Annotated in this window: 12 protein-coding genes; 4 read left to right on the top strand and 8 right to left on the bottom strand. The window is 60.6% G+C overall.

The genetic code is table 11. The features are described 5' to 3' along the window. Positions 1-46: 46 nt before the first annotated feature. The 6 genes from ACVC5H_RS02700 to ACVC5H_RS02725 all read right to left on the bottom strand — a co-directional run bounded on the left by ACVC5H_RS02700 (position 47) and on the right by ACVC5H_RS02725 (position 6,385). A complete protein-coding gene (locus ACVC5H_RS02700; protein WP_489620884.1) occupies positions 47-820 on the bottom strand; it encodes a MipA/OmpV family protein in 774 nt (257 codons plus the stop codon). Between the two features lie 220 nt (positions 821-1,040). After that, positions 1,041-1,682 (bottom strand): response regulator, encoded by a 642-nt coding sequence (locus ACVC5H_RS02705; RefSeq protein WP_489620885.1) that lies wholly within the window; start codon positions 1,680-1,682, stop codon positions 1,041-1,043. Then, positions 1,679-3,109 (bottom strand): HAMP domain-containing sensor histidine kinase, encoded by a 1,431-nt coding sequence (locus ACVC5H_RS02710; RefSeq protein WP_489620886.1) that lies wholly within the window; start codon positions 3,107-3,109, stop codon positions 1,679-1,681. The genes ACVC5H_RS02705 and ACVC5H_RS02710 overlap by 4 nt, the downstream gene beginning before the upstream one ends. A 312-nt stretch (positions 3,110-3,421) precedes the next feature. Beyond that, the gene (locus ACVC5H_RS02715; protein WP_489620887.1) at positions 3,422-3,823 is read right to left on the bottom strand and encodes a hypothetical protein; all 402 of its coding nucleotides are present in this window, start codon (positions 3,821-3,823) and stop codon (positions 3,422-3,424) included. Next, on the bottom strand, positions 3,810-4,265 hold the full coding sequence (locus ACVC5H_RS02720) for a hypothetical protein (protein ID WP_489620888.1): 456 nt from the start codon (positions 4,263-4,265) through the stop codon (positions 3,810-3,812). The genes ACVC5H_RS02715 and ACVC5H_RS02720 overlap by 14 nt, the downstream gene beginning before the upstream one ends. A gap of 41 nt (positions 4,266-4,306) precedes the next feature. Then, a complete protein-coding gene (locus ACVC5H_RS02725; protein ID WP_489620889.1) occupies positions 4,307-6,385 on the bottom strand; it encodes a TonB-dependent siderophore receptor in 2,079 nt (692 codons plus the stop codon). A gap of 572 nt (positions 6,386-6,957) precedes the next feature. Here ACVC5H_RS02725 and ACVC5H_RS02730 point away from each other — a divergent pair. The 4 genes from ACVC5H_RS02730 to ACVC5H_RS02745 all read left to right on the top strand — a co-directional run bounded on the left by ACVC5H_RS02730 (position 6,958) and on the right by ACVC5H_RS02745 (position 13,317). Next, positions 6,958-8,073, top strand: a complete 1,116-nt coding sequence (locus ACVC5H_RS02730) for an efflux RND transporter periplasmic adaptor subunit (protein WP_489620890.1) — start codon at positions 6,958-6,960, stop codon at positions 8,071-8,073. Positions 8,074-8,084: 11 nt separating this feature from the next. Beyond that, positions 8,085-11,177, top strand: coding sequence for an efflux RND transporter permease subunit (locus ACVC5H_RS02735; protein WP_489620891.1), 3,093 nt, complete (start codon positions 8,085-8,087; stop codon positions 11,175-11,177). A gap of 61 nt (positions 11,178-11,238) precedes the next feature. Continuing rightward, complete coding sequence (locus ACVC5H_RS02740; RefSeq protein ID WP_489620892.1) at positions 11,239-12,618, top strand: efflux transporter outer membrane subunit; 1,380 nt, start codon at positions 11,239-11,241, stop codon at positions 12,616-12,618. A gap of 135 nt (positions 12,619-12,753) precedes the next feature. Next, complete coding sequence (locus ACVC5H_RS02745; protein WP_489620893.1) at positions 12,754-13,317, top strand: Fur family transcriptional regulator; 564 nt, start codon at positions 12,754-12,756, stop codon at positions 13,315-13,317. 55 nt (positions 13,318-13,372) lie between these two features. Here the strand turns inward: ACVC5H_RS02745 and ACVC5H_RS02750 are convergent, their stop codons facing one another. Both ACVC5H_RS02750 and ACVC5H_RS02755 read right to left on the bottom strand, forming a co-directional pair. Further along, the gene (locus ACVC5H_RS02750) at positions 13,373-14,227 is read right to left on the bottom strand and encodes an AraC family transcriptional regulator (protein ID WP_489620894.1); all 855 of its coding nucleotides are present in this window, start codon (positions 14,225-14,227) and stop codon (positions 13,373-13,375) included. A gap of 81 nt (positions 14,228-14,308) precedes the next feature. Further along, positions 14,309-14,704: a MerR family transcriptional regulator gene (locus tag ACVC5H_RS02755; protein ID WP_489620895.1), complete on the bottom strand. Its 396-nt coding sequence runs from the start codon at positions 14,702-14,704 to the stop codon at positions 14,309-14,311. Between the last annotated feature and the right edge of the window lie 17 nt (positions 14,705-14,721).

Consider the following 14,721-nt stretch of genomic DNA (forward strand, 5'->3'; position numbering starts at 1 on the left):
GCCTTGCCTTGTCATTCCGGAGCGCGCGTCAAAGAAAGCCTGCTACTCAGAAGCGATAGGCAGTAAAGATCGCCACACTGGTCGTGGTCTTCTCATCCACGATCGGACTGTCGTTCACCGTGCTCGGCAGATAGGAAATGCCGGCCCGCGCGCCGATGCTCCAGGCCGGTGACAACACGTAGCGGCCGCTCACCGACAGGGTGTAATCGGTGAATCCGGAAGAAGGCGTGTACTGGCTCTTGCCGGAGCTTGCGCTCTGCTCGGCGTTGATGCCGTAGAAGGTCTGGTTGGATTTGCCGTTTGCCCATGTCACGCTGGGCCCGGCCTTGATGGAGAGCTTGGGGGTGAGGACATAGGTGTAGTCCGCGCCAGCCTTGACCTGCAAGCCTTGTCCCTGGCTAGATACGGTGGCCGATCCCGATAGCGAGAGGCCGTTCCTGAGCGAATACCTGGTGAAGGCCGTCAGGTGGCCGGCGCGATCGATATCGCCCAGGCCGTGCAGCTTGGCCGAATCGTCGGATTCCTTGCGCGGGCTGTAGAGGTCATAGCCGACGGCGACTCCGGCTCGCCAGTTCTTTTCCTGGATGAAGTTGTAGCCCACACCGAAGGGCACAGAACTATCGCCGTCAACCGCACCGGCAAAGAACCTGCCGTACGAGGCGCCCAGCACCGGCAGCGCCTTGATCTTCGTGTCGCTGGCCCCCGGATATTTGGGGCCGCTCATCACGCCCAGCCCGAGGTTGTAGTGCAGCGTATCGCTCGTGTCCGCCTCCTGCGCATATGCGCTGGCAGGAATGAATGGCGGAGCCAGTGCGATCAAGATAACTGCCAGTGCTAATTTTTTCATGTTGGTGTGTTTCGATTCAATCATTCGGTAGATGAAAGCCGGCGGTGCAGGCTTCCCCGAGGTCTGCGGGCTGGAGAGGATCATCGACGCCGCCCTTGGCCATCACGAAGTGTACGGAGTCTGTCGGCTCCTCGAATCGTACCAAGCGCCCATGTCCTTACTGTACTTTGGTATGAGGCGCGCGCTCCGGGCGCTATTGCTTCATCAGGCCGTGGCGCCAGGCAAAGGCCACGGCTTCGGTCCGGTCGCCGAGATGGAGTTTCGACAGCACATTGCCGATATGGGACTTGACCGTGCGCTCCGTGATATTGAGTGCCAGCGCGATGCGCGCATTGCTGGCGCCGTTGGCCAGTTCGGTGAGCACGTGCAGTTCGCGCGGGGTCAGCAGTTCGAATGGGTTCTGCATTTCCTTGTTGCGCAAGGTCATGCGCAGGATGGAATGGCTGACCGACGGATGGATCACTTCTTCCCCGTGCATGATCCGGTCCAGCGCCGCCAGGATCTCGTCGCCGGACATCGACTTCACCAGGTACGACTGCGCCCCGGCCTTCAGCGCTGACAGCGCCAGCGACTCATCCTCGGAGGAGGTCAGCACAACGATCCGTGGGCAGGGGGTGAGTTCGCGCAGCCTTGCAATGGCCTCTGTTCCGGACATCCCAGGCATGCACAGGTCGATCACGATGATGTCAACCGGCGACTGCGCTGCCATGGCAACAGCCAGCGAGCCTTCGCTGGCCTGCAATATCCTGTCGAAGCGGTTGCCAATGGACAGCAGGCTGGCGAGGCCTTCTCTGACGACGGCATGGTCATCGACCAGCAGGACGGTGGGTTTCATGGCTTGCCTCGGATCGTGAAGTGGACGGCAATCTGCACTCTACCGTCTTCCAGCTTCGTCACCACGAAGTCTCCGTCCGGAAGACCTCGCGCCCTCAGTTTCATGCTGGCCAGCCCCATGCCGGTCGCGGGAGTCTGGTTGACGTCGAAACCTTTCCCATCATCTTCCAGCAGCAGCACGTAGCCCTGCTTGTCCTGGAACAAGGCCACGGAAAACGTGCTCGCCTCGGAATGCTTGAGCACATTGGCGGCCGCTTCGATCACGATCAGCAGCAGTTGCTGGGCCACTGCATTGGCTTGCTTGAGCAAGGCGTCAATCGCCTCGGGGATGTGGACGTCCCAGCCGATGCCCGAACCTTGAAACAGGCTCTGGAGCTCCTGGCGCAGGACTTCGCGCGTACCCAGCTCGACCACGGTCGACGCCGACAGGCGCTTGATCACGTTCGACAGGTCGCTCTGGAGATGATGCACCAGGGACAGCGCACTGGCGATCAGCTTCTCTGCTTCGGCGGGGTTGCTGCCGCGAAGTGCATTCAGTGCGGTCAGCTGCAGGTTCAGCGCAAAGGCGCGCTGCTTGGCGGTGTCATGCAGGTCCCGCGCCAGCCGGTTGCGCTCTTGCGCTGCGGCCAGTTCCTGCTCCGTGCGGATGACGCCTTCAAACGAGTCCGCCATTGTGTTGAAAGAGCGCACCAGGCTGCCAAATTCATCGTTGCGCGTGTCGGCGATGCGCGCTTGCATGTCGCCCTGGGTCCAGCCTCGCGCGACGACTTCGGCTTTCTTGATCCTGCGGACCAGGATCGGTGCCAGCGTAAAGGCGCAACAGACGTTCAGGACCACCATGAAGAACACGAAGAAGTTCCAGGGGATGCCCTTGTTGGTTTCCCAAAGCAATTCGGGAGAGCGAAGTGGCCGTACCGTCAGCGTCACTTCGGCCGGCGTGCCGCCGGCAGAGGCGATGCCGGCCGAAAAACGGAAGGCAGGTGGCGCGGAAGTCTTGGCCTCCCTGACAGCGGGATAGCGGCACACAGGCTCGCCCTTGCTGGTCAGCTCCATGGAAAGCCTGCCCTCGTTGAGCATCTTCCGTGCCGAATTGGGGCCCTTGTCAGAGAAGAACGTGAGGAAGCGACTGTTGACCATCATGGAATTGAGCACCCGTGGGCAAAGCTCGGGATTGCGCCTTGCCGCCTCGAATGTCTCGCGGTGGGCAAGCGCTTCCTTCTGAAGGTCAGCCGCGAATTCCTGAGATTCGAGACGCTGGATCAGCGTGTGTTCTTCGTAGAGCGTTACACCGAGGACGTTGAGCTCCATCCCGACAATCGAGGAAAGGAACAAGGTAAAGAGAAAGCGCCAGAACATGCCAAGCTGCTTCGGTTTGCAGGGTGCGCCTGATGCCGTGGCTTGGCCGGGGAAGCTGGTGCGGGATGTCATGGCTGTTCCAGGCGAGCGCCTCGGCCTGCTCTTCGTTTTTGAATTGCAGGATTTTACCTTTGCAAGGACTCGCAAGCCTCGTACAAAGGTACAGTCAGGCCACAGCTGTGTTCGGCCGGGAGTTGGGGGCCAGTCTATTGCTCCTTCTTCGGAAGCTTGATGTGCCCGGGGACTTCCCCTGCGCCTCGAACGCTGCCTGAGCAGTTTCATCTGTACGCAAGCGAACTCCCCTGTCATTGAGGTTCTCGTTGGTCGCCATTAGACACCCGCACAGCCTGCAAGGGAGCGGCATGAGCGAGATGGCGTCCGTTATCAGTCCGAAGACTTTCCGTTGCCGGCGAGCAGTTCTCTTGCCATTTCTTCTGCCTGCAAGCGCGATGCAGCAAGAAGCAGAGGGTAGCCCCAGAACTTGGCAAAGACTACCGAAAAAGCCTTGAATCCAAGCCGTTTTGCCGAACTGGGCTCGATCACGATCATGGCCAGCACCAGCTTTCGCAGTGCAAGCTTGTGCTTCTTCATCCAGAGCGCGGTGCGTTTCTTTTCTTCCGGTGAATGCTCATGGTCTTCAGCGGGTGCGGTATCGGTCAAGAGCACGAAGGGCTCCCCGCGTTTCAAATTGGCTTCGAATTCTGCGAAGTCCTCATGGTGATCATGTCCGGGTTCTTGCGTAAGGTTCATCCAGACAAGAGGGAAGTTGGAACTATTGATCGGCATGGCCGTTTCCTTTGCGTTTGAGGTGACGCCAGGTGACCGCAATGGCGAACACGCCTGGCAATGAGATGAAGAGCACAGCCGACAAGACAATGTGCCAGCCATCGCGCAATCCGTCGGCAATTCCGCCCAGGGTATTGAGGATGACGAGCAGGCTGCCGAGGATCAGGGTCAGCCACTGCGCCTTGCGGCTGCCTTGCAGTGCGAGCAGCACCGTGACGATCCAGCAACCGTAGTACGCGGAGAACATCCACAGGAGATTGGTCTCGAAGGTGATGGCCGGTGTTGCTCCGTGCGCTCTCACAAAGTCGTTGACGTAGAAGAACAACTGGAAAGTCACGAAGAGCACGGTACCAATGGCCGTGGTCAACCAGTACAAGGAGGGCTTGTTGGGATTGCGCGCCGCCTCATGAGGGGCGGCGGAGAGGGTGGACTGTTGGGACATGAACCTTATCTCCTTGATGAAGTGCGGGGTGTGGGCGGGAATCAATACTTGAAATCAAGCGTCGCCATCATGTTGCGTGGTGCACCATACGTCACGGTATCGAAATCGCCCTTCTGCAAGGCATACGTCTTGTTGAACAAGTTGTTGACATTGACCGTCAGGGTGGTTTTCTTCGAGAAGGCATAACGCGCCATCAGAGAGCCCAGGGCGTAAGCACCTTGTTCGCCGCCCAGCGTACTGGTGCCGGTATTGGCTGCCTCGTAGAAGCTGCTCTGCCATTTCACACCGCCGCCCACCGTCAGCTGGCTCCACGCTCCGGGCAACTGGTAGGTCGTGAAGAGCTGCGCCGTGGTGCGCGGTATCTGCGAATTCAGGCGTACGCCGTCGCCATCCTGCGCCGTGAAGTGGGACAGGCCTGCGTAGATGTTCCAGCCACTTGCCAGCTCGCCCTGCAGATCCACTTCGATACCGCGTGACTTGGTGCCATCCACACCCGTGTAGGCCTGGGCGCCGCCTGGCGTAAAGGTGCCGGGGACGATCTGCGCGGCATTGTCCAGTCTGGTCTCGAACAAGGCCACCGATGCATTCAGACGCCCACCCAGGTACGCGCCTTTGAGACCGACTTCCGCCGTCTTTCCGGTGGCCGGGGTGAGCACGTTGCCCTTGCTGTCCTGGTAGTCCGTCTGCGGATTGAAGATGCCCGTGTAGCTGACGTAGGCCGAATAGATCTTGTTGATGTCGTAGATCAGGCCCGCATAGGGCGTGAACTCATTGCTCTTCTTGTAGTGCATCGCCGTGCCGCTGGCGATGTCGTCGATTTCATAGGTGGTCAGGCGACCGCCGACGATGAGTTTCAGCGGGTCCGTCAGTGAGAAACGGGCGGCGCTATAGACGCCGGTCTGCTTGATCTCGGTGTAGCTCGGCGTCGACGGCATTGCCGCGAAGTTGGGGCTGGGGAAGGGGGTATTCAGGTCATAGATATCGACTGGGGTGAAGCCGGCATAAAACGGTGCGATATCGTTCTCGCCGGAAGAGCGCCGCGACGTCGTGGCACCCACCACCAGTTCGTGTTGGCGACCCAGCAGTTCAAAGGGACCGTTCACCATCACATCGAAAGTATTTTGACGGCTGCTACCTTCGGAGGCCAGCGCGACCGGATAAGCCCCGTTGGGATAGAAGCCCAGTCCTGTCGCCTGATCGGGGCGGCCCACCAGGCCGGCCAGTTGGGCGTTGTATTCGGTGCGGTACTGGTTGGCGATGGCACGGAGCTTCCAGCCATTGTCAAAGCGGTGATCGAGCTCAGCAAACGCGGTCTTGTAGATGTTGTCCCAATGGCTCCAGTCCTGCCCGTAGCTCTGAGAGGGCGAATAACTGGCCTGCGCTCCGTTGCTGTACCACAGCGGAAGACCGCCCCAGGTGGAGCCGGTGGAGGTGAGGTCCTGGTAATCAAAGCCCAGGCTGACCGTGGTGTTGCGGGTCAGGTCGGCTTCGATGATGCCGTAGAACGACTTCTTGTCCGGCTCGTAGCCATTGATGTAGGAGTGCGCCTCTTGATCGGTGGCGACCACGCGTGCGCGGATGCGGCCATCCGAGGTCAAGGGAGTGGAGATGTCGGCCGTCGCCCGGTGGGTGTCCCAGCTCCCTTCACTGATCGAGGCGGAGGCCGAGAAGTCCTGGGTTGGACGCTTGCGCACCAGGTTGATGGCCGCCGAGGGCGTACCGGTCCCGGTCAGCAATGCGGACGCGCCGCGCACTACCTCGACACGATCATAGAACGAGGTATCGATGGCACTGATCCCGCTGCCGTTGACGGTGTTGCCCACGACAGTGGGGATGCCGTCGTACTGGATATTGTTGATCAGGAAGCCGCGTGAATAGAAGCTTGTCCGCTCACTGTCGGACTGGTAAGAGCTGATCCCCGTGGTGTTATCCAGCACGCTCTGCACGGAATTCAATTGCTGGTCGTCCATGCGCTGGCGCGTGACCACCGTGACCGCTTGTGGCGTTTGCTGCAGCGACAGCGGCAGGCGCGTCGCCGCCGCCGTCTCGCCAGTGGTGTAGGAGCCGGTACCTTCGGTGGTTGCCGTATCCGCGTGGCTCGTTACGGTGATGGCGGGCAAGGCTGCGTTTTTTTGAGACGGTGCATCAGGCGTGCTCTGCACTTGCGATGAGTCGGCGGCAAATGCCCCCTGGGCACTGATGAGAACGGCTGCCGCTACTGCCGAGCTCAATACCGTGCGGCGGACCGCGCCGAGATGTGGCCTGTCAGGAAGCGGATAGGCGATGGGATGAACGCGCAGATCGATTGATCCACGGGATTTTGAAACAGCATTGAGATAGCACATAAACGATAATCATTTTTATTTGAACGCTGTATTAAACAATGGAGGCAGCGAGCAAAAATAGCGAAAGTGGGCCAGATTGTTATTCGATCAGGCCAATCAGGAGAATTGTCGTTTGATGGCCGAATTGAGAAATATATTGACTTAATTTCGCAATGTGGATGTTTTCTGGCGTGGGTACGCTACGCCTGACCGTGGTTCGCCATGCCCTAAACCGGGGCACTGAGCCGGCCGTACAAGCACTTGTTCTCTCCAGGAAACCATCTGATGCCCCTACCTCGCCTTCGTCCATCGACGCTCCCCAGTCGATCCCACTCGTCTTTAGCACTGTTGGTCGCCGGGGTGAACACATGACTACCGCCGCTACATTCCGGGTCAGGCCCATCGCTATCAGCGTCGTCGGCCTCGTGGTGGTCTTCGGCGCGCTGTATGCCGTGCGTTCCTTGCGCAGCGATGGTGCTGAACCCTACGCCATGCCCCCGCTGCCGGTTTCTACGATCCGCGCCGAAGCTCGTGCCGTGCCCGAAAACTTGCAGGCTGTCGCCAGTTTGCAAGCCGTGCGGGAAGTGCAGTTGGCCCCGGACACATCCGGCCGTGTGACCGCCATCCATTTCGAGTCCGGCCAGACGGTCAAGCAGGGCAGCTTGCTGGTCGAGCTCTATGACGCTCCCGAACAGGCGGATCGCGCCGCGGCAGTGGCCAAGTCCGATTTCGCCCAGCTCCAGCTGCGACGCTCGCGAGAACTGTCTCCTGCCGGCGCCGAGTCGCGTGAATTGCTGGAGCAACGTCAGGCAGACGCTGATCAGGCCGTCGCCGCCGTCAGGCAGCTGGACGCGCGTATCGAGCAGAAGAATATACGGGCGCCGTTCTCCGGCCAGATCGGCATCCGGCATGTCAATCCAGGCCAGTATCTCAATGCCGGCGATGCGATCGCCACACTGACCCAGGCCGACCCGCTTTACGTGAACTTCCAGCTTCCCCAGCAGGACTTGTCCAGGCTCACGGCAGGCGCATCGGTGCAGGTCTCCGTAGACGCTGTGCCGGGCCGGATATTCACCGGCAAGATCAGCAGTATCGAACCGCGCATCGACGGTGAAACCCGTAACGTGGTCGTGCAGGCCGTCGTGCCCAATGCCGACCGGCTCCTGAAGTCAGGGATGTACGCGACTGCACGCGTGGACTTGCCTGCCGTGGAGGATGGCATCGTGTTGCCCTTGACAGCGATCCAGACATCCGCATCAGGCGACAGCGTGGTGCTCGTGCGCGGGGCTGACGCGCAGGGCGTCGGCAAGGCGGTCGCGGTACCGGTCGTGACCGGCCAGCGGCTCGATGAGGGAGTCCTGGTGACCCAGGGCGTCAAGGCCGGCGACATCGTGGTGATGGCCGGTCAGAACCGCCTGCCACCCGGTGCCGTGGTGAAGATCAATGTTCCTGCGGCGGCCGCGTCCACCGCTGGCGCAAAGTAAGGGACGGCACCATGCATTTCACCGACATCTTCATTCGACGACCTATCCTGGCGCTGGTGGTGAGCTTGTTGATCCTGCTGATGGGCGCCACCGCAGTGTTCCTGCTGCCCGTACGGCAGTATCCCTATCTGGAAAACGCCACCATCACGATCAGCACCACGCTTCCGGGGGCGACCCAGGACGTGATGCAGGGCTTTGTCACCACGCCGATTTCGCAGTCCATCGCGACGGCCAGCGGTATTGAATACCTCAGTTCGACCACCAAGCAGGGCAGAAGCGAGATCAAGGCGCGCCTCGTACTCAATGCCAATGCCGATCGCACAATGACCGAAATCCTCGCGAAGGTACAGCAGGTCAAGTATCAGTTGCCGGCGGGAGTGACCGATCCCGTCATCAGCAAGTCCACCGAAGGTGGCACAGCGGTCCAGTACATCGCCTTCTACAGCAAGACCCTGTCGATCCCGCAGGTGACGGATTTTGCCTCCCGGGTGGCGCAACCCTTGCTGACCAGCATTCCCGGCGTGGCCTCGGCCGATGTCTTCGGAGGACAGGCCTTGGCCATGCGCATCTGGATCGACCCGTTGCGATTGGCCGCGCATGGCCTCTCGGCCGGGGAGATATCGGCCGCGCTGCGTGCCAATAACGTCCAGTCAGCTCCGGGCCAGCTCAAGAGTTCCTTGACGGTGACCAATATCAGCGCGGCCACCGACTTGCGCAGCGTGGACGACTTCCGCCAGATGGTCGTCAAGTCCAGCCCGGCGGCCGGCGTTGTGCGGCTGTCGGATGTGGCCACCATCGAGGTCGGCGGCCAGAACTACAACAATCTTTCGTTCGCCAGCGGCGTGCCCGCCATCTTCGTTGCCCTTCAGCCTGCGCCTGATGGCAATCCTCTCGAGATCGTCAAGCGCGCCAATGCACTGTTGCCCAAGATCCGGGCCATGGCGCCTCCGGGACTGACGGTGGCGCCCAATTACGACGTGGCACGTTTCGTCAACGCCTCCATCGAGGAAGTGCAACATACGCTGGTCGAAGCCATCGCGATCGTGATCGTGGTGATATTCCTGTTTCTCGGTACATTCCGCGCGGTCATCATCCCGGTGGTCACCATCCCGTTGTCCCTGGTCGGCACGGCGGCACTGATGCTGGCCTGCGGATTCTCGATCAACCTGCTGACACTGCTGGCCATGGTCCTGGCCATCGGCCTGGTGGTGGACGATGCCATCGTCGTGGTGGAGAACATCCATCGCCACATCGAGGAAGGTCTTTCACCTGTGCGTGCGGCGTTGCTCGGTGCGCGTGAAATCGTCGGACCGGTGATCGCAATGACCATCACGCTGGCAGCGGTCTACGCCCCCATCGGCTTGATGGGCGGGCTCACCGGCGCACTGTTCAAGGAGTTCTCCTTCACTCTGGCAGGCTCGGTGATCGTCTCGGGAGTAGTTGCACTGACGCTCTCGCCGGTCATGAGCTCGATGCTGCTCAGTTCCAGACAAGGTGAGGGCCAACTGGCCAAGCGGATCGAACGCTCCATGGAAGTGCTGACGGCAATCTATCAGCGCATCCTTGCACACACACTGGCCGCTCGCGGCGCGGTCCTGCTGGTCGGCGCAGTCGTGCTGGTCGCCATCGTGGTGTTGTTTGCCGGTACCCGTCGCGAATTGGCCCCCACCGAAGACCAGGGTGCCATCATCGTCGTCACCAAGGCACCGCAATATGCCGGGGTAGGCTACACGGCCCGCTATGCCCAACAGATCGAGAAGCTGTTCGAGTCGATCCCGGAATTCGACAGCAGCTTCATGAACATCGGTGACTATGCCGGTGGCCAGAACATGATGATCGGGGGCGCGATCCTGAAGGATTGGTCTGAACGCAAGCGATCTGCGACTGACATCCAGGGCCAGATTCAGGCAGCCGGCGGCGCCATCGACGGCGAGACCCTGACTGCCGTGCAATTGCCGCCGCTGCCCGGCTCCAGCGGTGGCTTGCCGGTGCAGATGGTGTTGCGTTCACCCGATGATTTCAAGACGCTCTATGAAACCGGTGAGAAGATCAAGAATGCGGCCTATGCCAGCGGCTTGTTCCTCTACGCCCAGAACGACCTGTCTTACAACAGCCCGCAGGCCCATATCACCATCGACAACGCCAAAGCCAGCCAGATGGGCCTGACCATGCAGTCTATCGCTGACACACTGGCCGTGCTGGTCGGCGAAAACTACGTCAACCGCTTTAACTTCCATGACCGCTCTTACGACGTCATTCCCCAGGTACGTGGTAGCGAACGCATGACGCCGGAAGATATCGGGCGCTTCTACGTCAAGGCAAGCACCGGTGCAATGGTACCGCTGGCCACCGTGATCCATGTGGAAATGCGGCCGCAGGCGAACCAGCTCGCGCAATTCAATCAGATGAACTCGACCACGCTGGAACTGCTGCCAGCGCCCGGCGTGAGCATGGGCGAAGCGGTTGCCTTCCTGCAATCGCAGCCACTGCCGTCTGGCACCAGTGTGGACTGGCTTAGTGACAGCCGCCAGTTCGTCCAGGAAGGCAACCGGTTGCTGGTGTCGTTCTGCTTCGCGCTGGTGGTCATCTTCCTGGTGCTGGCGGCGCAGTTTGAAAGCTTGCGTGATCCGCTGGTGATCCTGGTGACCGTCCCGCTGGCGGTCTGCGGCGCGCTCGTGCCGCTCTGGCTAGGCTATGCCACGCTCAACATCTATACCCAGATCGGACTGGTCACGCTGATCGGGCTCATCTCCAAGCATGGCATCCTGATGGTCACTTTTGCGAACCATATCCAGCATCACGAAAACCTCAGCCGCATCGAGGCAATCGAGAAGGCTGCTGCCGTGCGGATGCGTCCGGTGTTGATGACCACTGCGGCGATGGTCGCAGGCCTGGTGCCCTTGCTGTTTGCAAACGGCGCGGGCTCGGCCAGCCGCTTCTCCATTGGCATCGTGGTGGTGATGGGCATGATGATCGGTACCTTCTTCACGCTGTTTGTGCTGCCCACCATCTACAGCTTTATCGCCAAAGATCACCGTGCATCAGCGCAAAGCGAGCGCGCCCGCGAACTGTCTACTGCGGAGGCACCTGATGTCGCACTCTAAACTGACCCCTATCATGTCCAATGCTTCCGGTGCGTCGCCATTTGTCTCTCGACGCGTTGTCTTGATTGCGATAGTCGCTGCCATCGCCAACGCGGGCTGCACCACCGGACCGGACTATCATCCACCGGCCCTGCCGAACGTCGTAGCAGGTAGCTTCGTGACCAAGCCGGCCGATACAGACACTGCGGCGCCGCTGCCCGCGCACTGGTGGAAGCTGTACAACGACCCCGCGCTCGACCAGCTTGTGCAGCTAGCGTTGTCGGCCAATACCAATCTGCGCGTCACACTGGCCAACCTCGACCGTGCACGGGCCGTCTACAAGGAGGCGCGCGGCGGCCTCTATCCCTCGACCAGCTTGTCGGCCGGCCCCAGCTATGGCCGGGATCAGACCACGTGGACGGGAGTCGGTCAGGCACCCACGCAGTTGAGCTACAACGGTGGCATCGATATCTCCTACGAAGTCGACCTGTTTGGCCGGGTAAGACGCGATACCGAGGCCGCCCGCGACAATGCCGAGGCAGTTGCCGCTGCCCATGATGCCGCGAAGGTGGTCGTCGTCGCCGACACCACGAAGGCCTACCTGGATGCCTGTAACTATGGTGAATCCATGCAGGTTGCGCAGGCGTCCATTGCACTGGCTCAGCGCAGCCTGGATCTGGTCAGACGCCAGGAGCACGCAGGGGCGGCTTCGCTGCTGGATGTGGAGCGGGCCGGCGTGACCCTCGCACAGGCACAGGCGGCGTTGCCGCCGCTGCAAAACCAGCGGGAGGCCGCGCTGTTCGAACTGGCCGCGCTGATGGGGCGCACGCCGTCGCAGGTGCCTGAGTCTGCGCGTGCCTGCACCAAGGCGCCGGAAGTGGCAGGTGCGCTGCCTATCGGCGACGGCACTGCGCTGCTGCGGCGCCGCCCGGACCTGCGCCAGGCCGAGCGCCAGCTGGCCGCCGATACAGCGCGTATTGGCGTGGCTGTGGCCGACCTCTATCCGCGGGTCACGCTGGGCGCTTCGGCCAGTTATTTGCGCGATGATTCTCTGAGCGGCAATCGTACCTGGTCGTATTCCCTGGGACCGCTGATTTCCTGGAGCTTTCCCAACACGATGGTGGTGCGTAGCCGTATCGCGCAGGCCAAGGCCCAAGCCGCAGCGTCATTGGCCAGCTTCGATGGCGTAGTGCTCAATGCGCTCAAGGAGTCCGAGCAGTCCCTGAACGCATATGGCGCGGCCATGCAGCAGCGCCAGGCATTGATCGACGCACGTGATCGCGCTGACAAGGCTTTCCAGTTGGCAGACCAGCGCTACCGCGTCGGATCGATCAGCTACCTTGACGTGATCGTCGCCCAGACCAGCCTGATTGACGCGAAATCGCAGGTAGCAGCGGCCGACCAACGTGTAAGTTCTGCACAGGTCAGCGTATTCAAGGCGCTGGGTGGCGGATGGGAATAAGCCACCATGCGCCAGCGCGCAAGGATGCCGGCGAGGTGGTGACGTCACCTCGCGCCTGGCCGGTATTCGTCATGCGCCATGCGGCTTCGTGTTGTGGCACATCACGGAGGCCGGGCATTGCTAAGGAGCTACACTATGAAGCACTACGATGAATCGCGTCGTATCCGTGACCTGATTGCGCCATTCGGCAGCAAGACGCCCCAGTCGCGCAAACACAAGAGAAAGCCTGTTGTGACAAGTCGTGGCGGGAGCGGACTGCCGATTTCGTCTCAGGAACAACGCCTGGAAATGAGTGGCTTGCGTCCCACGATTGCGCGTACCGGCGTGTTGGGTACGTTGGAGAAGGCGGCCCCCAGTTGTCTCGATGCCAGCCAGATATATCACCTCCTCAGCACACAGTTCGATAGTCTCGCGCAGGGATCGGTCTACCGGGCGCTGAACGATCTGTGGACTGCCGGGCTGCTGGTTCGTACGGCAGGCGCACGCGGGCGTGCTTTCTATGCGATCAAACCGCAGGCGTCAAAGGATCAATACGTCACGCTGCGCTGTCATTGTGGTGCGCGTCTTGTTTTCATTGACGCCCCTGTATTGCACAAGCACTTGCAGTCGCTGGCATTTCAGGAGGGTTTCGCGCTTGTTGAAGAGCCAGTTTTCATTGTCACCACAACGTGTTCCAAATGCCGGCACTTCCCCGCGTGAGCATACCCGGCCGTGCAAGCCACCCGGAGATGCCGGCCGAGAGAGCCTGATCTGTTCAGGACGGGAATTCATCCGGGATCATGATGCCTGGCACCGACGCCTGCTCGGTCCCCCCCGTGCGTTCCGAAAGGTAGCGCGCGGGAGATTTCCCCGCCGCCTTGCGGAACATGGTGATGAATCCGCTGGCGTTTTCATATCCCAGCTCCAATGCCACCGTTTGCACGCTTTCACCCTTGGTCAAGCGTTGAAGCGCAAGGATCACGTGCAACTGGCGTCGCCAGCGTCCGAAGCTCATCCCGATTTCGTGTAGCAGGAGACGGCTCATGCTGCGTTCGCTCATGCCAATGCGTGTAGCCCAATCGCCCTTCGAGGTCTTGTCGGAGGGATCAGCCAGCATCATTTCTACGAGGCGGCGCAAGCGAGGGTCGCGCGGCATGGGCAGATGCAGGTCCTCTACCGGAGCCTCCACCAGTTCATCAAGCAGCGCGGCAATCAACCTTTCTTCACGCCCCCCCAGTGCGTACAACTCAGGAAAACCGGCCGCCTTGAGCAGCAACTCGCGCAGCAAGGGTGATACCGAAATCGTGCAACAGCTTGTCGGAAGATCGGGTGCGGCGTTGGGCTCGACGAACAGGCAGTAGCATTCCGTTTCACCAGCGCCCCGGGCTGCATGCGGCAAGTCACCGGGTATCCATATGGCGCATTGCGGAGGGACGATCCAAACACCGTCTTCGATTTCGCAGTTCAGGATGCCGCGCACGGAATAGATCAGCTGCGCCTTGCGATGCTGGTGCCTGGCGTTTTCCCAGTCCTTTGTTACCGATGTGGTACTCAAGGCCACGACCGGGCGAGAAACGCTGTCGATGTCCCGGGGCGTAACGGTTCGGTCGATGATTGCAATGCGCGACATATGGCTTTGTGGAGCCCGGGATGGAAGATGCGGCAAATTGGCCTGAAGAGAAAACATTATGACAAAATTGTTCAATAGCGTCTATCTATGAGGCGGTTCTTGCTCGCCGTGAAGGTCTTCCAGCATGGCGCGAAGCCGTAAGCGACGATGTTCCAATTCCGTAATTTGCTTGTCGATGGCGACAAGGCGTGCTCGTTGTGCGCCTTTGGTCTCAGGGCAGGCTAGTGCGCCATCGATGATCAGCATGCATTCAGGGAAATTCTTGATCTCATCCAGGTTGAAGCCAGCATCGATGAAACGGCGCAGCTGCTTTACCTGAGTCACCGCCAGTTCAGCAAAAACCCGGTAACCGTTGTCCAACCGTGAGGATGCCAGAAGACCTTGCTCATCGTAGTGACGGATAGCCCGGATGCTGGCACCCGTCATCTTGGCCAGTTCGCCAATGGAAAGAGATTTGTCGCGCGGTTGCCTGGTCATCGGCTTCACCTCAAAAA

Source organism: Herbaspirillum sp. Her3 (assembly GCF_057961275.1).